The following is a 21,342-nucleotide window of genomic DNA, read 5'->3' on the forward strand; positions in this document are numbered from 1 at the left end:
GCTCAGTCGACGGGCAGCGATATGCTCAATTTCGTGCCTTTGTCCGGTGCGCTGTCGATCGTGAAATCCCCACCCAGCATGCTGATGCGCTCCTTCATGCCCACCAGCCCGAACGAGTTCAGTTTTTTGCGATCCGTCATGCCTACGCCGTTGTCCTTGATCTGCAGGTAAAGCCGGCGACCCTCCCTGGAGAGTTCGATGTGCACCTGTGTCGCTTGCGCGTGCCGGGCAATATTCGACAGTGATTCCTGCACGATGCGAAACAGCGTCGTGGCGGATTTTTCATTCAGGTCGCAGCGGAAATTTTCGTCTTTGGCCGACATCGTGCATTCGATCCCGCTGCGCTGGCGGAACTCTTCAAGTTGCCACTCGATCGCGGCCTGCAATCCCAGGTCGAGTACGGGTGGCCGAAGATCATTGATGATACTGCGCACACTGCGGATGGCTGTATCGAGGTGATGCAGTGCATCGCTGGCCTTTTCGTTGAGCCTGGGGTGCATGGCACCGGTGCGCGCCTGCAGCATGGAGACATCGATGCGCAACGCCAGCAGACTCTGTCCCAGCTCGTCGTGGATGTCGCGAGCGATGCGCTTTCGCTCTTCTTCCTTGAGGTGCTCCTGATAGGAGGCCAGCTCACGCAGCTGCCGCTTCGATTGCAGCAATTCTTCGGTCTGCATCGTCAGTTTGCGCTGCAAGTAGAACAGGTCGACAAACACCTGGATCTTGGCGCGAAGCACTTCGGCCACAATCGGCGAGAAGATGTAATCCACGGCGCCGGACGTATAGCCGCGGAATCGCTCGGAATCCGTGTCGGCCTCCGCGGTGACGAAGATAATGGGCGTATGGGCCGACTTCGGGCGGCCGTGAATGAGTGCAGCGGTTTCAAAACCGTCCATCGCCGGCATTTTCACGTCGAGCAGAATGACGGCGAAGTCGCGCTGCAATAGCAGGCGCAGCGCCTCGCGTCCGGACGTCGCCGTGGCGACATCGAGGCCCATGTCGGTAATTACCGCGGCGAGCGCCGTGAGCTTGGCGGGATTGTCATCCACCAGCAACACGGAGGCTGGCACGCCATCCGGCGGGGCAGGGTGCCGCACCTGGGCGTTCTCTTTGAATACCGGAGGTTGCTTCATCGATAGAGCCATTTGCGCATCAGTGACAGCAGCTGGTCGGTATCCACCGGCTTGCTGACATAGTCCGAGGCGCCTGCCTCGATGCACTTTTCACGGTCACCCATCATCGCCTTGGCCGTCAGCGCAATCATGGGCAGGGCTTCAAATCGCTTGAAGGTACGGATCTGGCGCATGGTTTCAAAGCCATCCATCTCGGGCATCATGATGTCCATCAGCACGATGTCGGTATCGGGCTGCTGCTGCAGCAGTTCTATGGCGGTCCGGCCGTTTTCGGCCGTGGCCACCCGCATGTTGTTGCTCTCGAGCACGCTGGTCAGGGCAAAGATATTGCGCACGTCGTCGTCGACCACCAGGGCCTTTTTGCCCTCGAGGCTGTCCGAGCCCTCATAGAGTTTTTCCAGCATCCTGCGTTGGGTCTGCGACAGCCTGTCGACGACACGGTGTAGAAACAGCGCGGTTTCGTCGAGTATGCGCTCGGGAGACTGAACGGCCTTGATCACGCCCGTGCCCAGCAGTGTCCTGAAACGCTCGTGTTGCGGCTTGGTCAGTGTCTCTGCACCGTAGACCACAATCGGCAATTCACGCATGGCCTGGTCTTGCTGCAACGCCTCGAGGAGCTTGATGCCGGAGGCGTCGGGCAGTTCGAGATGGATTGCCATGCAGTCGTAGCGTTTCTTTGCCAGTTTCTTCAAGGCTTCAGCGCCGCTGGCGGTTGTTTCGATCTTCACGTCGGTGTTGCCGAGCAGATCGAGGATGCGGGCGCGGTTCGTTTCGTCGCCGTCGACCAGCAGCAGGCTCCTGGTGTTGCGCCCCGCGAATGCGACGATGCCGACCAGCGCATGTTGAATCTCGTCGGCAGTGACCGGCTTGAGCAGATAGTCGTAAGCGCCATAGCGCAGCCCGCGTGTGCGGTCGTCGGTGTTCGAGATGATCTGGACCGGGATGTGACGCGTGGCGAAATTTCCCTTCAACTGCTCGAGCAGCAACCAGCCATCGATGTCCGTCAGGCCCGGGTCCAGCGTGATCGCGGCGGGTTTGAAGCGCTCGACCAGCTCCAGTGCATCCGCGCCACGGGTCGTGACGATAGCCCTGAACCCCTTCTGGTGCGCGGCCTCGAGCAGGATGCCGGCGAATCGGGCGTCGCCCTCGAGCATCAGCAGCACCTGGTCGCCGGGTTGGACCGACTCGCGGTCGTCGAGTATCTGTGCAGTCGGGCCTGACAGGAGGTCGCGCCTGACCTGGCCAGGTGCTGTCTCTGTCGCGGGTTCGTCCAGGGTCTGACGCTGGGCGTCCTGTGTCCGCAAGGGCACGTACAGCGCGAAAGTACTGCCCTTGCCGATCTCACCGGGGATCAGCCGCAGCTCACCGCCCAACCGGTGTGCGAGCTCGCGGCTGATCGACAGGCCGAGGCCGGTGCCGCCGTATTTTCGTGAGGTTCCGGTATCGGCTTGCTGGAACGCCTCGAAGATCAGCTTCTGCTTGCCGGCCGATACGCCGATGCCGGTGTCGGTGACCACGAAGGCGACCACCGCATCGGCGCGATTCAGTTCGCTGTGATCCACACTCCACCCGGACACAACGGGCTCGATGCTGAGCTTGACGCTGCCTTGCTCAGTGAACTTGAAGGCGTTGGACAGCAGGTTCTTGACCACCTGCAGCAGGCGCTTTTCGTCGGTCCACAAGACGGGGGGCAGGGTAGGCGCCAGTTCAATCGTGAAGGTCAGGCCCCGGCTTTCGGCGACCGGCCGGAAGGTGCGTTCGATCTGGTCGTGCAGATCGGCGAACCGTGCTTCATTGAGATCCAGTGTGACCGTACCCGACTCGATCTTGGACAGGTAGAGAATCTCGTCGATCAGCTCCAGCAGGTCTTTGCCCGCGCTGCGGATGGTCTTGGCATATTCGACCTGCCTGGGGGTGAGATTGTGTTCCGCGTTGTCGCTGAGCTGCCGGGCCAGGATCAGCAAGCTGTTCAATGGGGTTCTGAGTTCATGGGACATGCTGGAGAGGAATTCGGACTTGTACTTCGAGGTCAGCGTCAGTTGCTCCGCCTTCTCCTCCAGCGACAGCTTGGTGATTTCGACTTCGCGGTTCTTGCGCTCGACTTCGGCTTTCTGCTCCGCCAGCAGGCCGGCCTTGTCCTCCAGCTCCTCGTTGGTCTGTCTCAATTCCTCCTGCTGCCTTTGCAGTTCGTGCGCCAGCGATTGCGACTGCTTGAGCAGTTCTTCGGTACGCATATTGGCTTCGATCGTGTTGAGCACGATACCGATCGATTCGGCCAACTGATCAAGGAAGGTTTGATGAATGATGCTGTAGCGCGTGAACGAAGCCATTTCGACGACGGCCTTGACCTTGTTCTCGAACAGGATCGGCAGCACGATGATATTCAGCGGGGCGGCAGCACCCAGTCCCGATGAGATCGCGACGTAATTGGCCGGTACATCGGTCAGCAGGATGCGCCGCTTCTCGTAGGCGCATTGCCCGACCAGGCCCTCGCCGAGCCGCCACTCATCGTTCACATTGATGTTGCCCTTATACGCATAGGCGGACAGCAGCTTGAGTTTCGCCGGATCCGGCGGGTTCTCGTCCATCATGTAGAACACACCGTGCTGGGCGTTGATCAGCGGAGCCAGTTCAGACAACACCATCTTGGAAACCGCCGCCAGATCGCGCTGGCCCTGCAGCAGGCGGTTGAATTTCGCCAGATTGCTCTTGAGCCAGTCCTGCTCCGCGTTTTGCCGCGTGGTCTCGCGCAGGTTGCGGATCATCTCGTTGACGTTGTCCTTGAGTTCCGCCACTTCACCCTTGGCTTCCACCTCCACGTAACGGGTCAGGTCGCCCTTGGTCACGGCCGTCGCCACATCGGCAATTGCACGCACCTGGTTGGTCAGGTTGGCCGCCAGACCGTTCACGTTGTCAGTCAGATCGCGCCAGGTGCCGGCAGCACCCGGCACGTTGGCCTGGCCCCCCAGCTTGCCCTCGACGCCCACTTCACGCGCCACCGAGGTCACCTGGTCGGAGAACAGCGCCAGCGTATCGGTCATACCGTTGATGGTGTCGGCCAGTTCGGCGATCTCACCCTTGGCTTCCAGTGTCAGTTTCTTCTTCATGTCGCCGTTGGCGACGGCGGTCACCACTTTCGCGATGCCTCGCACCTGGCTGGTCAGGTTGGCCGCCATGAAGTTCACGTTTTCGGTCAGATCCCTCCAGGTGCCGGACACGCCTTGCACCTGTGCCTGCCCACCGAGCTTGCCTTCGGTGCCGACTTCGCGCGCCACCCGCGTCACCTCGGCGGCAAAGCTGTTGAGCTGGTCCACCATGGTGTTGATGGTGTTCTTCAGCTCCATGATTTCGCCCTTGGCTTCCACGGTGATCTTGCGCCCCAGGTTGCCTTTGGCCACCGCCGTCGTCACGTCGGCGATGTTGCGCACCTGATTGGTCAGGTTGGCCGCCATGCTGTTGACCGAGTCGGTCAAGTCTTTCCAGGTGCCACCGACGCCCGTCACCTTGGCCTGGCCGCCGAGTTTGCCGTCAGTCCCCACCTCGCGCGCCATGCGCGTCACTTCGTCGGCAAAGGTCGAGAGCTGGTCCACCATGGTGTTGATGGTTTCCTTGAGCTGGAGAATTTCACCTTTGGCTTCGGCGGTGATCTTGCGCGACAGGTCGCCGTTGGCCACCGCCGTCGTCACGTCGGCAATGTTGCGCACCTGGGTGGTCAGGTTGGCCGCCATGCCGTTGACCGAATTGGTCAAGTCCTTCCAGGTACCGGACACGCCGGTCACTTCGGCCTGTCCGCCCAGCTTGCCTTCGGTACCGACTTCCAGCGCGACCCGTGTCACCTCCGAGGCGAAGCTGGAGAGCTGGTCGACCATGGTGTTGATGGTGTTTTTCAGTTCGAGAATCTCGCCCTTGGCTTCAACAGTGATTTTCTTGCCGAGGTCGCCACGCGCCACCGCCGTCGTCACCTGGGCGAGGTTGCGCACCTGGGTGGTCAGGTTGGCCGCCATGCCGTTGACCGATTCGGTCAGGTCGCGCCAGGTGCCTGAGACTCCGCGCACTTCCGCCTGACCGCCCAACTTGCCTTCGGTACCGACTTCCAGCGCCACGCGGGTCACCTCCGCCGCAAAACTCGAGAGCTGGCCGACCATGGTGTTGATGGTGTTTTTCAGTTCGAGAATCTCACCCCGGGCTTCGACGGTAATCGTCTTGCCCAGATCGCCTTTGGCCACTGCCGTGGTCACGTAAGCGATATTGCGCATCTGGGTGGTCAGGTTGGCGGCCATGTCGTTGACGGAGTCGGTCAGGTCTTTCCAGGTGCCGGACACCCCTTTGACATTGGCCTGCCCACCGAGAATGCCCTCAGTACCCACTTCCCGCGCCACGCGGGTGACCTCGGAGGCGAAGGAACCCAGGCGCGTCACCATGGTGTTCACGATCTCGGCGGACTTGAGGAACTGGCCCCGCAGTTTCAGGCCGTCGAGTACCGGCGGTACCTGCTGGCTCAGATTACCCTCGGCCACCGAACCGACCACGCGAATGATCTCGTTCATCGGGCTGATGAGGTCGCTGGTGAGCGCATTGCTGGAGTTGACGATCTTTTGCCACGAGCCTTTCATCATCGGCAATTGGATACGCTCGTCGACCTTGCCCTGCTTGCCGATCAGTTGCGCCACGCGTTCGAATTCGGTGGTGGTCTCGGCCGCCATGTCGATGATCTCGTTGAGCGTGTCGGCGATCTTGCCCGGCATGCCGGTCCAGTCTTCCGGCATACGCGTGGTGAAGTCACCTTTGCGCAACGATTTCAGCGCTGCCAGCAATGTCTTCATGTCCAATACTTCGATCGGTGTCGTCACTGTGGCCATGTCTGTGTCCAGTCAAAATGGATGCCGCGGGCAAGGCATCAACCCCTGCCGCAGGAGCCGGCTTCGCAGTGTTTACCCTGTCGAACACTGAGCGCTGGCTTACGAAATACTAGCAAGGTTGACGCAATGCCCCGGATCCTGAGGGAAATTGTCATCTTGCAGTGCAATCCCGACCTGCTAACGTAGAACCCGGCAGCAGATTCAATGGCTTGCTGGCCACTGGCCGCAGGATGAGTGTGGAAAAGCATGAGCGCGCGCCTTTGTGTCGAAGGGGCCGGCGGGTTCGACATCATCTGTACATCGAGACACGATACGGCCGGGGCCTTGCGGGTGCGAATGGAAAAGACCGATGACTGACCACAAAATCAGAGTCTTGCTGGTGGATGATCACAGCATCGTGCGAAGCGGCGTGCGACGCATGCTGGAGACAGCCGGCGAGATCGACGTAACGGGGGAAGCCGAGACGGCACAAGACGCCATGCTCCTGGTCCGCGAGCAGGAGTTCGACGTGGCGTTGGTCGATATTCAGCTTCCCGACAAGAACGGCCTCGAACTTCTCAAACTCATGCGTGCGCACAAGCCCAAACTCGCCGTTCTGATGTTGAGCATGCATTCGGTCGAGGCCTATGCGTTGCGCGCAATCAAGCACGGCGCAGCGGGATACCTCACCAAGGATATTTCCGCCGCCACCCTGGTGGCGGCCGTTCGCAAGGTGGCCTCAGGCGGCAAGCACGTCAGCCCTGAGTTGGCGGAAAAACTGGTCAACGCTATCGGCAGAGGCGACGAGGCACCCCACGAAGCGCTCTCCGACCGGGAGCTTGAAGTACTCAAGCTCCTCGCTGCAGGCGAAAGAATTGTGCGCATCGCCGAGATACTGCACTTGAGCCCGAGTACCGTCACGACGTACCGGGCACGCATCCTGGAAAAAACCGGGATGGACAGCAACGCGAAACTGGCCCGCTATGCACTTGAAAACGGCTTGTTAACCTAGGGTGACTGTTTGTAGTGGAATCACTACAAATTTTTGGTCGATATCTCCACAAGGAACTCCTGCTAACGTCGATAGCGGGGGCCGTCCCAATCAAGCATATTTACCCCTCGGAAAAATTTGATCCGCTCAATGACGTTGTCTTCGTCAACAAGTGGGAAAAGACTCCGCAATGGATATTCGCAAGTTGAGTACTGAGTGCACGCTGCAGTCATGTTGAATCAACGTTCAAACTGAAGGGCATCATGATGGTAGGTTATGGGTTATGCGCATTGCTGTGGGGTGTGGTGCTGCTGGAGGAAATCCAACTCATACCCCGTCAGGAATGGAAAGAAGAGGGCCTGAAAAAGGTTCTGCTGCTGCGCCGGACCAGAAACCGGACTGGCTACTTTATTGCATTGATCGCGGGCGCGATGTGCCTTTACAGCGAAATCCTGGTGGCGCCGATTGAACAGAGTATTTTCAATCCGGAATTGATACTTGCCCTGGGTGGTGTTCTTTGGGGGGCTTATCTTTCCGTGGTCTGCATGAAGGGGAAGCGATAGAGGCGTTGGCAGCACCGTTTTCGAACGGCTGACTGACAGCAGGCTTTATTGGCTAAAGCTGAACGTCCTTGTTCAGCCTGGTTTTACCATCCAGCGAGGGCGGCGTTTCCTGGAGTCCTGAAGCCTTGCTCCATACGCGTTTCGGTGTCTCTGTCTTTTGCCCAGGCAGTGAGCAGGACCATCATCCCGAAACCGCCGACGATGAGAACCGGATAGGCTGCCAGCAACTCGACCAGCGAGTATTTCCAGGCCAGCGGACGACCGACACCGAGCATGGCGGCATAGAACCAGGACACGGCGGAGAGTGCGCCGGAGAACAGCGCCAGCATGCGCAGGCTGAAGGAGAGTTTGAGTAACGAACCGGCTTTTTTCAGCGCCGGCAATACAGCGCTATGCAGAAGGAAGCCGTTAAAGGTCAACAGCACTACGATGCCGATTTTGGCTTGCAGTTTTGGATTGAGGAAATACTCCATCCCCTTACCGGCATAATCGATCCCGACGATACCAATGCCCGTAATCCAAAGCGCCACAAGTGCAAGCGATACGGTTTTTTGAAGGCTTTCCATGTGCGCGTCATCGTGGTGACCCGACGCATCCCCCTTCAGGAGTTGCTTGACCATTGCAATGTCACTGGTCAAGACCAGCCCGATTGCCACGCAACAGGCGATGAGATGAAAATAGACAACGCCCAAACGCACATATTCCACGGTGGACGAAGAAAACATACTAAGTTCCATGGTGACCTCTTTTATTCAATAGTGAATCAACTTGGCTCTTGGCACGGCTTGATTACCGTTGCTGACTGCCATTCAGATCCAGCCATTGTTATCAATTAATCCTGGGGCAATACGCCGCCAAGATAATAGTGAGTTTCGCGAATGAACTTTCAGTCATTCGAATATGTCCATTTTCAGGTAACACAAAACCTCAATCGCACTGAGTGCACTGGAGGTTTAACTTCCGCTTCTTGTTGGGGGGCGGCTAGGCCCGGAACCCGATCGAGGAGTTGATCAGGCAATGCTGGCAGGTTCGGCGGCAGGGCTTCCACCCCATTCGAGGAAACGGATCTTGTGAATCTCGCCCTCGCTGTCTTCGTAGACCAGGGTCACCGGTACGACGCCGGTCTTGTCGGATGTATCGGTGCGCTGCAGCACCCGTTTCACATCGATGTCCATACCGTAGTGGTATTCGACGGCTGAGACATGTGCACCGGGGTCTTGCAGGTTGTTCTGGTCAAAGACACTGGGTGCGAGACTGGAAATCACGGCACTGACTATCGTGGCCATGCTCATAAGGCTGTACCTCCACTGAAGTTCACTTGACAAGGACTTAATGTGACACGTGATGAAAGTGAAGTTCACTTCACCACGACGAACGTGCCCGTCTGAAAAGCCTGTAGTGGCTGTAAACTCTCTGCAATTCCCCGCGCTTGACGCCTCTCGACCATTCGTCCTAAAACCCCTGAATTTGTTGGTTAAAGTCCGTTTTTGAAGGAGGTCATAACATGTCATGACGGATTTTTTTTGCTCTTTCTCTTCTGTAGGAGCAGCCGGTCGACGCTCGATTGCTCGCGATTGACGTTAACGATGACGCACAAACTGGATAAGCGTGGCGCACTTGAGCCCATCGCCAGCAATCGAGCGTCGACCGGCCGCTCCTACAGTTTCCCGGGATTGCGTGATGAACCATTTTTTTTATTGGTTGCCCGGAGCAAGCTCGCTCCTGCAAAGCCCGCCGCGATCGGCCTCTCGAGGGGGCGTGCACCGCAAAAGCACCGCGAGGCGAGCTAACGCTCGGCCTCGTTTTGGTGGTGCACATGTTCCCCTGTAGGAGCTGCCGGAGGCTGCGATCTTTTGATCTTGATCTTCAGCAGTCTCCTGATCGCAAAAGCAAAACCAAAAGATCGCAGCCTTCGGCAGCTCCTACAGATATTTCGTTATCCGTATTCCCCCCGGGATTGCGTGATGAACCATTTTTTAAGCAGGGTGAATCAGTGCCTTCAAGTCAGTCGGCCGAGTCCTTCGTGACAGGCACAATCGGCTGTGGATTCAACCGGTGATCACCACCATAGAGCCCGGCAATTGGCGGGGCATCCGTCTGGCATGCGGGCTGCAGCCATTGATTCCATTGGTTATGGAGGTCAGAAGCATTCGTTCTATTGCCCGTGGCATGGGTGGCTAATCTACGGAGGTTGAAGGAGGGCAACCTTCAGGAAGGTGCAGCCATATGGACGAAAACCCGATCGAAACCGATTACCTGGTCATCGGTGCTGGCGCGATGGCCATGGCCTTCGTCGATACGCTACTCAAGGAAACCAATGCACGCATCGTGATGGTGGATCGGCACGATCGAGCTGGCGGGCACTGGAATGATGCCTACCCGTTCGTACGGTTACACCAACCCTCGACCTGCTATGGCGTCAACTCACGGGAACTGGGCAGTGGAACGAAGGACACGACGGCACTGAACGAGGGCTTGTATGAGCTGGCCTCCGGCGCCGAGGTGGTGAGCTACTTCGATCAGGTGATGAATCAGCAGTTTCTGTCGTCAGGTCGAGTCCGTTTTTTTCCCATGTGCAACTACGCCGGCGACCGCATTGACGATCACCGGTTTACCTCGCTCGTCAGCGGCGCAGACCATCAGGTCCGAGTGAGCAAAAAGCTGGTGGACGCCACCCATGCCCGGACGGAAGTGCCCTCGACCCACCCGCCCAGGTACAGGGTGGAGCCCGGCGTGCAATGCGTGCCACTGAATGACCTGCCGAAAATCCGTCACCCATACGCCAGCTACGTCGTGGTGGGATCGGGCAAGACCGGGATCGACGCTTGCCTGTGGTTGCTGCAAAACGGTGTTGCGCCCGCCACAATCAGCTGGATCATGCCGAACGATCCGTGGTTGATCGACCGGGCCAACATGCAGCCCGGCCTCGACAGCTTCGAACGAACCATCGGGGGGCTCAGGGCACAGTTCGAGGCCATCGCCGCCGCAGACTCGATCCCGGACCTGTTCTTAAGGCTTGAGGCGACGGGCCAGCTCTTGCGCCTGGACAAGTCCGTCGAACCCACTGCGTACCGCTGCGCCACCGTCACCCAAGCGGAATTATGCGAGCTTCGACGCATCGACAACGTCGTGCGCCTGGGAAGAGTGCGCGCTATCGAGCCAACGCGCATCGTGTTCGAGCAGGGCAGCATCGCCACCAGCCCACATGCTCTGCACATTGATTGCAGCGCCAGTGCCATCCCGACACTGCCTGACATGAAGGTGTTCGACGGCGGCAAGATCAACCTGTTGATGGTCAGCAGCTGCCAACCCGTGTTCAGCGCCGCCTTGATTGCCTATGTGGAAAGCCACCTGGTCGATCAAGCGCAAATGAACGCGCTGTGCAAGATGGTCCCTGCGCCTCACGTCCCCACGGACTGGATCAGAATCTGGGCGGTCCACCTGGGTAACCAGCTACGCTGGGGAGAGCATGAAGGCTTGTCCCGCTGGATCAAGCAGTCGCGTTTGTTCTTTATGACAGCGGTGGTCAGGGGTCTTAAGGAAACCGACACCGAGAAACTGGGACAGCTGCATCAGCTCTCCGTCAGCAGGCAGCAGGCGCTGGCGAACTTGCCACGGTTGCTGGAGGCCATCGCTTGAATCGCAGGAAGCGCACATGAACGAGCCACACTTCGAACTGCTCGACATCAATGGCATCCGCATGCGGATAGCCACGCAAGGTAGCGGCCCGCTGGTCTTGCTGTGCCACGGTTTTCCGGAGCTGTGGTACTCGTGGCGCAACCAGCTCGCTGCGCTGGCGGCCGCCGGCTACAGGGCGGTAGCGCCCGACATGCGCGGCTATGGCGGCACAGACGCGCCGGCCGAACCCGACGCCTACACCACGCTGCACCTGGTAGGCGACATGGTCGAGTTGGTCAACGCACTCGGCGAACGGCAAGCCGTGATTGTCGGTCATGATTGGGGAGCGCAGGTGGCCTGGAGCGCCGCCTTGCTGCGACCCGATCTGTTTCGCGCAGTGGTCGGCATGAGCGTTCCGTTCTCGCCGCCGGCGCGCGTGGAGCTCCTCAGTGCGCTGGTCTCGCGGGGGATCAGCGACTTCTACATCCAGTATTTCCAGGCGCCGGGTGTGGCCGAAGCCGAGCTTGAAAGGGACGTCGAGTCGTCGATCCGGCGCATCTACTTCAGTGGCTCGGGAGACGGCCCCGAGGGGCTGGTGTTCGGCCGGCTGCAGCCGGGCCAGGGCTTCCTGGGCGCGATGATCGAGCCTGAAACCCTGCCAGGCTGGCTAAGCCTGGAGGATATTGCCTACTACACCCGCGAATTCACCCGCAGCGGATTTCGCGGCGGGTTGAACTGGTACCGCAACATGACGCGCTCATGGGCACTGCTGGCACCCTGGCGTGGTTGCATTATTCGGCAGCCGTCGATGTTCATTGCCGGCAGCCGCGACGCCGTGCTGAAGTTTCCCAGTTCCCCGCGGCAGATCGAAGCCTTCGCGCAGACACTGCCGGAACTGCGCGGGTGTCATATCCTCGAAGGTGCCGGCCACTGGATACAGCAAGAGCGCGCGACAGAGGTCAATGAGCTGCTACTGGGCTTCCTGAAAAAACTATGAACGGATCGAAACCGGAGGGACCCATGAGCAATCTCATCGCCACCGACGAGTCACCTGAAGCCGTTCGCCTGATGGTCAAGGTTTACGCCTGCTTGCTGCTCGCAGGGTTTGCGCTGGTTCCGGCCTATCTGATCGGCTACCTGTACTTTTTTCAGGACCCCACGCTTTTATTCGAGAATCACCTGTTCCATATCTTTGCGATCACGGCAGCCACCCTGGCAGGCCTGTTTGTTACTTACGTCACGTGGCGCTGTTATCAGTCATCGGGAGAGCCGCTGCTGCGATGGATGACGCTTGGATTTCTCGGCTTTGTAGTGATCTACGCGTTGCATGGTGCGTTCACCGGGCTTGCGCACCACAATATCTGGCTCTTCCTGCTTTATGGACCGGCCTCTCGACTGGTCATGTCGATCTTGCTGTTGATCGGAATGCTGTCGTACCACCGCCCACCGGATGCCACGGACCAGCGAACGAAGGCCCGCCCGTGGTTGACCTGGATAGGACTGTTCCTGCTGGTTGACGTGGCAGTGGCGTACATCGCGAATTCGCCGATCGCCGGCAATCTCGCGGTGCGCCTCTCGATGGAGGGGGGAGCGCTCGTTCTTTCCACGTTGACCGTGACCATACTTCTGCTGCGGCGTATCCGTTCGCCGCTGATGAGCATTTTCATCATCTCTGTCACCGCGTTCGCGCTGTCCTCCCTTGCCTTCATCCTTGCGCGTCCGTGGAACCATATGTGGTGGCTCGCGCACGCGATCTTCGCCGGTGGGTTCTTCATGTTGAGCTATGGAGTCGTGCAAGCGTTCCTCACCACGCGGTCGTTTTCCAGGATCTACAGCCAGGAGGAGTTGATGGTGCGTCTTGCCGAAGCGATGGCGTATGCCGAGAGCGCCCTGCAGGAACTCCAGCGCACCAATCAGGAACTCGGGCACCTTGCGGCGACCGATCCACTGACAGGCGCTGATAATCGGCGTCGGTTCATGGAGCGGGTCGAAGGCGAAATTGGCCGGACCAAACGCGGCGATGCGCCGTTCTCCGTGTTGGCACTGGACCTGGATAATTTCAAGTCCATCAACGATCGCTTCGGGCATCAGGTGGGCGATGACATCCTGAAGAGTTTCGTGGAGAAATGCCTCGATTCGATCCGGCCGTATGACGGCGTGGCCCGAGTCGGCGGAGAAGAATTCATGATACTGCTGCCTCAGACTTCACTTGAAGGCGCGCACGAAATCGCCGAGCGTCTGCGAAGCACCGTGGCCAATAGTTCCTTTCATGGCCTGCAGCGGCCAACCGTGGTCACAGTGAGCATCGGCGTATCGCAATCCGGCCGCGATGGCGACACCATCGAGGCCATTCTGCGTACCGCCGATCAACGCCTGTATCACGCGAAACATCAAGGCCGTAACCGTGTGGTCACGGCCTTCAAGACCAGCCTGCAACCTCTGCCTTGACCGTCGTCTCGAAGTCGTTGCGCCACGGTATGGGGTGTCACTCGCAGGGTTCAGCCTGCTTCACCGGCATAATCCGATGACGTTTCGCCGCCCATACGACCCCGCCCACCAGCAACAGGATCGAGATCGCTTCCATCAAGCCGGGCATGCGCTGGCTGAACAGAAAGCCGTAAACGCAGGCAAACAGCGTTTCGAACACGATCATCTGGCCACTCAACGACGCGGGCATTCGACGCGAGCAAGCATTCCAGAGCCCATTGGCCAGCCATGAACCACAGAGTGCCAGGAACAGGCAAACCCACAGGAAAGTCGTCCAGCGGCTGCTTTCAACTTCAGCGGGCACCAGGTTCGGGAACAGCATCAAGGCCGCGATGCCAAACACGATCGCCACGATGCCCGTCACGATGCCGGTCAGCGTCGACCATTCGCTGCTGTTGAAATGGCTTTGCTTGAGATACCGGGCGTTATGGGTGGCGTACCACGACCAGCAGGCCACGGCACTGAACCCGCAGGCCAGGCCCAGCAACCGGGAAGACAGCGAGGTGCTCGCCACCTGCACGCCGGTATGTTCCAGACTGACCGATACGATGCCCAGGAATACCAGCAGCAGAGGGAGCTTGAGCCTGGTCAGGGGCAGGGACCCTGCATCGCTACGCCCCAGAAAAGTGATGGCGACCGGCATCATGCCGTTGATAAGGGCGGCCGCGGTCACCCCGCTCAGCTGTACGGAAGCACCCAGGAGCGCGTAGTTCAGGACGTTGCCGGTCAGTGACAGACGCAGCAGCATCCAGGCATCGCGGCGCGTCAAACGCGACAGCAGGCGGGACGCGAAGGGCAAGGCCACGAGGAGCGAGATCATCCCGTACAGGGCAAACCGTACGCTGCTGATCAGCACGGCATTGAATTCCGGCAGCAACGAAGGGCCGATAATCACGCCACCCCAGATGGCACCCGCCAATATCGCAAATACAACGCCACTGTTCATCATCTCGGCTCTGGCAGGCTGTTTAGCCGCATTCTAGCCATGGCAGACAAGCGCCACCTGCGATATAAAGTTGGTCACCCATTCCGCAGGGGAATGTCTTGTGGCAATCGCCAGTCCTGGAGAACCGTCATCAACCGTTATCTGCGTACCTTGCCCCCATTGGAGACCCTGATCACGTTCGAGGCCGTGGGACGACACGCCAGCTTCACGGGCGCCGCCGGCGAACTGTTTCTGACCCAGAGCGCCGTGAGCAAACAGATGCGCCAGCTTGAGGATTGCATGGGCGTCCCGCTCTTCGAGCGCAAGCCGCGAGGGGTCAAGTTGACCAGCGCAGGGGATGAACTGCTGATGACGGTCAACGTGCTCCTGACCACGATGTACCAAAGCGTCACGCGAATTCGCAACGTTCATCAGTCCAACGCCGTCTCGGTGCTGGCGACCCATGCCCTGGCCCAATTCTGGCTGTTCCCGAAACTGATCGAATTCAACAAGGCGTACCCCGACATCGCCGTGCACGTTCACGCGATGAATGAGTTCGATGAGGCCAGCCTCAATGATTTCGACGTGGGCGTACTCTATGGTTCCGGCCAATGGCCCTCGCTGGACAGCGATTTCCTGCTGCCGGAAATCGTCTATGCCGTGGCTCATCCTTCACTGGATGTCTCGGGGGTCGAGACACTCGAACAATTGGCGCAAGCCAACCTGGTGCAGATCGACACCTGCGCCTGGCAGTGTCTGGACTGGCATCAATGGTTCGGCCACTTTGGTATCGACTTCGTCGCGCGGGACAAAGCCCCGGTCTTCAACCAGCTGACGTTGGCGTATCGGGCCGTTCAACAAGGCATGGGCATCGGCCTGGCCTGGACGTTCATGGCGGATGAGGCGCTGGCCAAGGGAGAATTGCAGCGGGTAACGCCTTTCGAATGCGTGACGGGCAATGGCGAATTCCTGGTGTCGCTCAAGCATCGCAAGCTTTCTGCCGCTGCCGAGATATTTCGCCAGTGGCTCCTGGGGTCGATGGGTGACTGATGGCCGAATCAGCACCCTGGAAAAGTGGACATCAACATTCAGCCGCGCACGCTTGGCGATTACCCGGTCCTACAGACAGTACTGGCTGGTAGGCAGCACGTCGATCTTGTCGAAATCGAGGAATCGGCTGCAGCTGTCCATCATCGTCGCCAGGTTACGCTGGAATTTCGCTTCGTCGCCCACTGCATCGAAAAAGGCCCGGGGATCGGTCATGGCAGCGGGTGGGAAACATTCCTCGACTATGGCATCGATCCTTGGCGCACCGTGCGACAGCGCCAGCACCACCAGGTTTTGCACGTATTGGAAGTTGTCCTGGGTGTCTACGGCCACCTCAGTGTGATGGTTGCGCCAGATGTCCAGCCAGGCTTCGTGCGTCAGACGCGGAGGTCGGGTCAGCAGGGCCAACTGGGCGAACCCGTGAGTACGTTCACCGGGCGTTGAAGGGAAGCGAGTATTGGCGATGGCTACCGACTCGCATACCAGGTAGGCGGCCATGCGTGCCGTTGCGGCCGTGATGACGCTGTCGAAAGGACGACGAGCGGGCCCGTTGGCACTGTCCAGCCACAGCGACAGGCTGGCATCGGGCAGTGGTCGGTTGTTTTCCTGGCGCAGTCCGGCTGCGGGCTGCACATCGACATCGGACAGGTTCAGTTGCACGCTACTGGCACCGAGTGCCAGCAATTGCCCGGCGACTTCACTGCGCAGGCGATGGGTGAAGGTATCAGGACTGACTTGAGCATCACGCCACAACAGATAGATGACTTTTTCCATAGCGATCAAGCGCCTCGTTGTGATTGTTGGATGAAGCAACCGTGCAGACACGTGGGAAAATACGGGTGTCATGGTTGATCAAACTCAGCCCTCGGTAATACCTCAAACAGACTATTCAACAAAAAAAATCAGGCGGGGAGATGCCGGCGCTTTGGGTGAGCAGCAACGCTGTCTCTCGCCCCCGAACCCAATGTTAGAATCTCGTTTTGAAAAAGGAGTTTCATCTGTGGAGGCTGGAAAAAAGAGTTGCCCCTATTGCGCTGAAGTCATCATGGCTGAAGCCATTTTATGTAAACACTGCCAATCCGACCTCAGGCAAAAAATACGAAGCTCGCCCGGATGGCCAATACCGTCAGAAAAGAAAATTGGCCGGGTCGGCAAGATCGTCGTTGGAATCACTGTCGCAATCACCTTGTACCTGGCAGTCGGCTTTTATGTCAGCAACACATCGCAAGACAGGGAAAGCATGCAGGCCCGTGAGGCCGTCGAACAATGCCGCGAGGAAATAGAGAGCTACTCCGGCCCTGCAGTCGGAAAAAGCATCATCGCAGAGGTTTGTCGAAAGCTGGAGGACGATTTGCGCAAGGGTCTGTAACGGCAGCCCGGGGGAAAACAGATAATGTAGGAGCTGCCGAAGGCTGCGATCTTTTGATTTTGCTTTTGCGATCTGGAGATTGCTGAAGATCAAGATCAAGATCAAGATCAAGATCAAGATCAAGATCAAGATCAAGATCAAAAGATCGCAGCCTTCGGCAGCTCCTACAGGGGAACGTATGCGCCACCAAACAACGAGGCCCCCTCGAGACGTCAGGGGTGAGAGCCCTTGGTTACTTGGGGCTGTTCCAGGTAGCCCGCCATTGAGCGGGCTTTTTTGCCCTTGGCATCTGACAGTGTGAATCAGACCATGCCGACAAACGACAGGATAAACAGGACGATCACGACGGCGCCAACGAGGTAGATGATATTGTTCATGACTTCACCGCTTCATTTGGGTTGAGGGACGAAACAGGGGTGTCTAAACAGCTGACACCCACGTTAGCGTTTCCGTTCCGTTACCCTTGCAGCAGGAGCGATCCAGAGGCTTTCGGCTTGCCGGCGTGCACCGAGTGCGGGTGCCCGACGGAGCTGATCGCGACCGGGCATCGAGCTAAAGCCTGAAAAGCATGAACTCAATCGTCTGGCGGTATGGCTCAGTTTTTCTTCTTGATTAATTTGTTCATGTAGTACTTGAGGCTGAAACGATCTTTGGGCCTTGGTTTGTAGTGGGTTTTGTTTCTTTGCGCGGGATCGATCGCCAAGGTGCCGGCGGTGTAGTAATAAAGCGCTATAGACCTGCGAGTGATGTGCTCTGGGGTCGTCAAAGGCTCCGGGTGCCCATGGTTGCTGTCTTTGTCTGTATTGAAAACGACGCAGCGATTGTAAATGGGCAAGACCTTTTTAAGGCAGGTTTTCATGTTGACATCCCAAAGTTCCAGGTTGCCTCCATACTCCTCTTTCCAGTCTTCGTTCAGATAAATAATGATATTCAGCCTGCGCTCGACGTTAAGCTTCTTGTTGAGCCTGAAGTCCGAGTGCACCCCCAGGAAACCGCCGCTTTTCGTTTCATGCAAGCCACCACCGGTAAAGTAGGGGTCAGGTATCAAGCCTTCGATGCCGGTTAACTTCTCAAGAAACTGCAGCATGGGTGCCGAGTTGAAAGCATTGAAAACAGTCTTTAAAAACGGAGAGCATTCGTTGGGGCTGATTTGACGCTTTCGTTGCCCTTTATAGCCGCGCTCGTAGAGCATTTCGTTATTGGTTGGCTCGACCGGGAAGTTCGAGCAAATGCTTGCAATCAGGTCTTCGTGCAGGAAGTTGTCGATGACGATGTGCGGAAATGGCGTGGCCTGGACATATTGGCCAGTCAATGACTCACCAAAGGCGCTGGCGTCGTTCTGGTCGAAATCAAGCTCCGGTGAGAGGGTGATGGGTAGTGCCTGAGTGATGACTGCCATTATTGCTCCGATAACTTGATATAACGACCTGCGGGTGACTGGCTCATACGTGTCGGCGTAGCTTAGGCCTTGCCGTCACCCTTGTTCAGGCGCTTAAGTATATTATTGTACATTTTGGTTCGTCTATGAGTCTTTCCATAGCCGCCAGCCGCTGCAACAGTCCCCGCCTGGATATGATCGAGATAGCTGAAGATTTTACGTGGCGATAAAGTTTCAACGACATAACCAAGTTGGGTCATTCGGTCTTGAAGAGTATATCCAGGAACACGATCATCCATCGAGAAGTGCATGCCGTGCTGTTTGACGAGTTTGCAGTTCCACAATGTGAAGAAACTCTTCAAATAGACCTCTCTATAGGGTTTTGGTTCTCTGGAACGTAATCCCATGGAGGTTTTAATGCGTCTGTAGTGGTGTTTGAACAGTCGCGAACTAAAGCGCCAAAGCGTTCTCGCGGTGCCACGATTCAATTGTTCTACACACCCGACGGCTGCGACTTTTTTATTATTGATGCACTTGTTCAGTATCATCGGAAAGACATTTTTATCGAAAACGAACGTGTCGGTATGCATCAGGATCAAGTAATCGGTGTCGACTCGCTCCAGCACCATGTCGAGTGCCTTGCCGTGCGCGATATGGCCTGCTTCCGGTTCGGAAACGGATCGCTCGATCAAGTTGATCCAGTCCAGTGTTCGCAAGTATTCAGTGCTTTCATCGGCCGAGTAGTTGTCAACCACCCAGATTGGGACGTTGTGGCCACCCACGTGCTGGTGCAATAACTCTAAGCATATCTTGGTGATTTCCGGAGTCTTGTAGTTCACGATGACGATGCTGAAATTATTGGGGAATTCAGTCGGGGGGCTAGTGCTGTTCATTGTTCGGGTGCTCAATGATATTGTATTTATAGGTGGGGGCGATTGAGTCCGTATCCGGTTTCGCGTATTTGCCCGCGCAATGTTTTTCGTCTGTAAAGCTCAATTTTCAAGTCGCTTTGTCATGCACTAAATTTAGATGGCTTACTCGCGCCTGAGGGAGAGCAGTGGATGCGGGCCTCATCGTATAAGGATCCTCTCTATAGGTAAATATCCACGAAATAGTTCGTTACATCGGTGGGGGCATATGAGTCCCTCCGGGGGCGGGGGGGACTGGATTCAATCTCAAGGTGAATCGGCGCCGCGGTCCGGAAAAGAAACCGCGGCGACCGATCGATCAGGCGGCGGGTAGCAGGCCTCTCTGTTTGGCGACATGGGTCGCCAGTGCGTCCATCAGGTCCGGGGACAGGCAGTCATAGGGTTCCAGGCCGATCGAGCGCAAGCGCTCGCGGATAGCCTTCATTTGCGCTGGCGGTGTGCCGGTTTCGATGATGGAGGACACGAATGCCGCGAATCCCGGCGCCGCCCATCCGCGCTGTGGCGAAAGCTCGGTGTGGACGAAGTCCAGGCCATAAAACGCATGGTCCTTGTTCTCGATGCGCCCGAAGAGATGGGCGTGACACTGCTTGCAGGCGTGGCGCTGGATGGTGGCGGCTGCGTCGACAATCTCCAGTTTTTCGCCGTGGGCAATGACGCTGACCTTATCTCGAGGCACCACGGCGATGACGGCGAATATCGCGTTTTGTGGTTTCCAGCATTTGCTGCAGCCGCACGCGTGGTTATGCAGGGTTTGCGCGTCGATCCTGACTTCGACCTTGTCGGTCGCACACAGGCATTGCAGGGTGCCACCGGTGAAATTCGCGGCGGCGGGTTGGATGCCATTGTCCAGTGCGGGGTGAAGTTGCAAGGTGCTCATGCTGGCGTCTCCGTTTCAGGGGGCAGACAAAGGTGCCTGGGGCCGTGCCCCAGACCGTTGGATCAGCGGATTTTGAAAAGGACACAGTGCATCAACGAGAGACCTCCTTCGGTGCGACCGGTGGGTTACCCAGATCAAGAATAGTCTGCGATGACGCCTTGAGTGCGGCCAGGCTCACCTCACCGCAGCCGCAAGGTTTCAAACAGCGCGCGGTCTTCTTTTTTGGCCGAACGCGCATGGCGCCGAATGACCTGCAACAGGCACTCGGTGAAGCAGACTGCCGGATTGCTCAGAGCGCCATCGCGGCGCGTCACGATGCTTAGCTGCCGGGGCTCGAACTGCTCGGCCAACCCCAGGGATACCACGCGCCCCAGGAATGGCGGGGCTGTGCTCACGATCGAAGGCCCCCAGGTGCACATGTCGGCCCGCTCGACCATCATCTGCAAAATGGCCAGTGAATGAGCACGCACGATTCGATTTTCGTCAATCTGCGCGCCGTGTTTCCAGAACAGTTCCTGCATCAGCCCATCGTGCCCGTCCGGCGCGTAGTTCAGGGTCCAGTTTTCTTCCAGTAACTCGTGGATCGATCGCGCATGCTGTCGGGCGTGCCCCTCGCGGACCAGCACCGAGGTCTGGTAATCGAGCAAGGTTTCGCTGGCGAATTCCTGGGTCGATTGGGTGGGATGGAGTTGGCCAATCGCGAAGTCCATGCTGCCGTCGCGCAACAGCGGTTGGGCAACGGCCATCAGGCTTTCGTACAGCTCCAGCCTGATTTGTGGCATACGCTCGCGAAAAACCGACACGACTTCGGGCAGGAAGGTCAGGGCGACCCATGGGGTGATCCCGACACAGAGCCGGCCCTGGGCCTTCCCGCGCATGTGATCGAGCTCGGTCTGTGCGTGCTCCAGTTGCTTGATCACCAGCCGGGCATGAGTCAGCAGCACTTTGCCGTATTCGGTGAAGTTCAGACCGCTGGCGGTTCGGGTAAACAGCGGTAGCTGCTGGCTGGTTTCCAGTTCGCGCAACGCTTTGGTCACCGCAGCCTGGGAAATCTGCAGCGAACGAGCGGCCGCGCGGATGCTGCCGGTTTCGGCGCTGGCAATCAGCGCCTGTAATTGATGCAGTTTCATCTGCTCACCCTGGTGACAACTCATGGTTGTCATCATAACCAAACTGCGCCTCCCCAG

17 protein-coding genes are annotated in these 21,342 nt (G+C 58.0%); 7 read left to right on the forward strand and 10 right to left on the reverse strand.

The window, feature by feature from the left end; all coding sequences use genetic code 11:
- Window positions 1–2: 2 nt before the first annotated feature.
- Together ACEN83_RS12375 and ACEN83_RS12380 are read right to left on the reverse strand one after the other, a co-directional pair.
- On the reverse strand, window positions 3–1,133 hold the full coding sequence (locus ACEN83_RS12375) for an ATP-binding response regulator (RefSeq protein ID WP_116583108.1): 1,131 nt from the start codon (window positions 1,131–1,133) through the stop codon (window positions 3–5).
- Window positions 1,130–5,992 (reverse strand): response regulator, encoded by a 4,863-nt coding sequence (locus tag ACEN83_RS12380; protein ID WP_495580453.1) that lies wholly within the window; start codon window positions 5,990–5,992, stop codon window positions 1,130–1,132. The genes ACEN83_RS12375 and ACEN83_RS12380 overlap by 4 nt, the downstream gene beginning before the upstream one ends.
- Window positions 5,993–6,341: 349 nt before the next feature.
- Here ACEN83_RS12380 and ACEN83_RS12385 point away from each other — a divergent pair, with 349 nt between their 5' ends.
- Together ACEN83_RS12385 and ACEN83_RS12390 are read left to right on the forward strand one after the other, a co-directional pair.
- A complete protein-coding gene (locus ACEN83_RS12385; protein ID WP_007971220.1) occupies window positions 6,342–6,983 on the forward strand; it encodes a response regulator in 642 nt (213 codons plus the stop codon).
- 242 nt (window positions 6,984–7,225) lie between these two features.
- Window positions 7,226–7,525 (forward strand): hypothetical protein, encoded by a 300-nt coding sequence (locus ACEN83_RS12390; RefSeq protein WP_495580454.1) that lies wholly within the window; start codon window positions 7,226–7,228, stop codon window positions 7,523–7,525.
- Window positions 7,526–7,608: 83 nt separating this feature from the next.
- Here ACEN83_RS12390 and ACEN83_RS12395 read toward each other — a convergent pair whose 3' ends face one another.
- Both ACEN83_RS12395 and ACEN83_RS12400 read right to left on the reverse strand, forming a co-directional pair.
- Entirely contained in the window at window positions 7,609–8,262 is a 654-nt protein-coding gene (locus tag ACEN83_RS12395; protein WP_116583110.1) for a hypothetical protein, read from the reverse strand.
- A 273-nt stretch (window positions 8,263–8,535) separates the two neighbouring features.
- Window positions 8,536–8,817, reverse strand: coding sequence for a DUF2790 domain-containing protein (locus tag ACEN83_RS12400; protein WP_007971216.1), 282 nt, complete (start codon window positions 8,815–8,817; stop codon window positions 8,536–8,538).
- Between the two features lie 934 nt (window positions 8,818–9,751).
- On the opposite strand from ACEN83_RS12400, the gene ACEN83_RS12405 reads away from it, so the two are divergent.
- The 3 genes from ACEN83_RS12405 to ACEN83_RS12415 are packed head-to-tail and all read left to right on the forward strand — an operon-like array spanning window position 9,752 to window position 13,591.
- Window positions 9,752–11,164 (forward strand): NAD(P)/FAD-dependent oxidoreductase, encoded by a 1,413-nt coding sequence (locus tag ACEN83_RS12405; RefSeq protein WP_495580455.1) that lies wholly within the window; start codon window positions 9,752–9,754, stop codon window positions 11,162–11,164.
- Between the two features lie 16 nt (window positions 11,165–11,180).
- Window positions 11,181–12,140: an alpha/beta fold hydrolase gene (locus ACEN83_RS12410; RefSeq protein WP_218479798.1), complete on the forward strand. Its 960-nt coding sequence runs from the start codon at window positions 11,181–11,183 to the stop codon at window positions 12,138–12,140.
- Window positions 12,141–12,163: 23 nt separating this feature from the next.
- Complete coding sequence (locus ACEN83_RS12415; protein ID WP_495580456.1) at window positions 12,164–13,591, forward strand: GGDEF domain-containing protein; 1,428 nt, start codon at window positions 12,164–12,166, stop codon at window positions 13,589–13,591.
- Between the two features lie 37 nt (window positions 13,592–13,628).
- On the opposite strand, the gene ACEN83_RS12420 is transcribed toward ACEN83_RS12415, so the two are convergent.
- Window positions 13,629–14,579: a DMT family transporter gene (locus ACEN83_RS12420; RefSeq protein ID WP_495580457.1), complete on the reverse strand. Its 951-nt coding sequence runs from the start codon at window positions 14,577–14,579 to the stop codon at window positions 13,629–13,631.
- A gap of 90 nt (window positions 14,580–14,669) precedes the next feature.
- On the opposite strand from ACEN83_RS12420, the gene ACEN83_RS12425 reads away from it, so the two are divergent.
- Window positions 14,670–15,605, forward strand: a complete 936-nt coding sequence (locus ACEN83_RS12425) for a LysR substrate-binding domain-containing protein (protein WP_495580458.1) — start codon at window positions 14,670–14,672, stop codon at window positions 15,603–15,605.
- 69 nt (window positions 15,606–15,674) lie between these two features.
- On the opposite strand, the gene ACEN83_RS12430 is transcribed toward ACEN83_RS12425, so the two are convergent.
- The gene (locus ACEN83_RS12430; RefSeq protein ID WP_492586688.1) at window positions 15,675–16,376 is read right to left on the reverse strand and encodes an EthD domain-containing protein; all 702 of its coding nucleotides are present in this window, start codon (window positions 16,374–16,376) and stop codon (window positions 15,675–15,677) included.
- 70 nt (window positions 16,377–16,446) lie between these two features.
- On the opposite strand from ACEN83_RS12430, the gene ACEN83_RS12435 reads away from it, so the two are divergent.
- The gene (locus ACEN83_RS12435; protein WP_495580459.1) at window positions 16,447–16,971 is read left to right on the forward strand and encodes a zinc ribbon domain-containing protein; all 525 of its coding nucleotides are present in this window, start codon (window positions 16,447–16,449) and stop codon (window positions 16,969–16,971) included.
- A gap of 595 nt (window positions 16,972–17,566) precedes the next feature.
- On the opposite strand, the gene ACEN83_RS12440 is transcribed toward ACEN83_RS12435, so the two are convergent.
- The 4 genes from ACEN83_RS12440 to ACEN83_RS12455 all read right to left on the reverse strand — a co-directional run bounded on the left by ACEN83_RS12440 (window position 17,567) and on the right by ACEN83_RS12455 (window position 21,285).
- Complete coding sequence (locus tag ACEN83_RS12440) at window positions 17,567–18,370, reverse strand: 2OG-Fe(II) oxygenase (protein WP_104448481.1); 804 nt, start codon at window positions 18,368–18,370, stop codon at window positions 17,567–17,569.
- Between the two features lie 62 nt (window positions 18,371–18,432).
- Entirely contained in the window at window positions 18,433–19,242 is an 810-nt protein-coding gene (locus ACEN83_RS12445; protein WP_007978194.1) for a glycosyltransferase family 2 protein, read from the reverse strand.
- A 334-nt stretch (window positions 19,243–19,576) separates the two neighbouring features.
- Window positions 19,577–20,155: an S-(hydroxymethyl)glutathione synthase gene (gfa, locus tag ACEN83_RS12450; protein WP_495580460.1), complete on the reverse strand. Its 579-nt coding sequence runs from the start codon at window positions 20,153–20,155 to the stop codon at window positions 19,577–19,579.
- A 179-nt stretch (window positions 20,156–20,334) separates the two neighbouring features.
- Window positions 20,335–21,285 (reverse strand): LysR substrate-binding domain-containing protein, encoded by a 951-nt coding sequence (locus ACEN83_RS12455; RefSeq protein ID WP_495580461.1) that lies wholly within the window; start codon window positions 21,283–21,285, stop codon window positions 20,335–20,337.
- Window positions 21,286–21,342: the final 57 nt, after the last annotated feature.

It is taken from the genome of Pseudomonas sp. Pseusp49 (genome assembly GCF_059491875.1).

Bases quoted from the DNA above. Each gene is read 5' to 3' on its own strand.
- ACEN83_RS12375 (WP_116583108.1), bottom strand. From the start codon at position 1,133: ATGAAGCAACCTCCGGTATTCAAAGAGAACGCCCAGGTGCGGCACCCT.
- ACEN83_RS12380 (WP_495580453.1), bottom strand. From the start codon at position 5,992: ATGGCCACAGTGACGACACCGATCGAAGTATTGGACATGAAGACATTG.
- ACEN83_RS12385 (WP_007971220.1), top strand. From the start codon at position 6,342: ATGACTGACCACAAAATCAGAGTCTTGCTGGTGGATGATCACAGCATC.
- ACEN83_RS12390 (WP_495580454.1), top strand. From the start codon at position 7,226: ATGATGGTAGGTTATGGGTTATGCGCATTGCTGTGGGGTGTGGTGCTG.
- ACEN83_RS12395 (WP_116583110.1), bottom strand. From the start codon at position 8,262: ATGGAACTTAGTATGTTTTCTTCGTCCACCGTGGAATATGTGCGTTTG.
- ACEN83_RS12400 (WP_007971216.1), bottom strand. From the start codon at position 8,817: ATGAGCATGGCCACGATAGTCAGTGCCGTGATTTCCAGTCTCGCACCC.
- ACEN83_RS12405 (WP_495580455.1), top strand. From the start codon at position 9,752: ATGGACGAAAACCCGATCGAAACCGATTACCTGGTCATCGGTGCTGGC.
- ACEN83_RS12410 (WP_218479798.1), top strand. From the start codon at position 11,181: ATGAACGAGCCACACTTCGAACTGCTCGACATCAATGGCATCCGCATG.
- ACEN83_RS12415 (WP_495580456.1), top strand. From the start codon at position 12,164: ATGAGCAATCTCATCGCCACCGACGAGTCACCTGAAGCCGTTCGCCTG.
- ACEN83_RS12420 (WP_495580457.1), bottom strand. From the start codon at position 14,579: ATGATGAACAGTGGCGTTGTATTTGCGATATTGGCGGGTGCCATCTGG.
- ACEN83_RS12425 (WP_495580458.1), top strand. From the start codon at position 14,670: ATGTCTTGTGGCAATCGCCAGTCCTGGAGAACCGTCATCAACCGTTAT.
- ACEN83_RS12430 (WP_492586688.1), bottom strand. From the start codon at position 16,376: ATGGAAAAAGTCATCTATCTGTTGTGGCGTGATGCTCAAGTCAGTCCT.
- ACEN83_RS12435 (WP_495580459.1), top strand. From the start codon at position 16,447: ATGGTTGATCAAACTCAGCCCTCGGTAATACCTCAAACAGACTATTCA.
- ACEN83_RS12440 (WP_104448481.1), bottom strand. From the start codon at position 18,370: ATGGCAGTCATCACTCAGGCACTACCCATCACCCTCTCACCGGAGCTT.
- ACEN83_RS12445 (WP_007978194.1), bottom strand. From the start codon at position 19,242: ATGAACAGCACTAGCCCCCCGACTGAATTCCCCAATAATTTCAGCATC.
- gfa (WP_495580460.1), bottom strand. From the start codon at position 20,155: ATGAGCACCTTGCAACTTCACCCCGCACTGGACAATGGCATCCAACCC.
- ACEN83_RS12455 (WP_495580461.1), bottom strand. From the start codon at position 21,285: ATGAAACTGCATCAATTACAGGCGCTGATTGCCAGCGCCGAAACCGGC.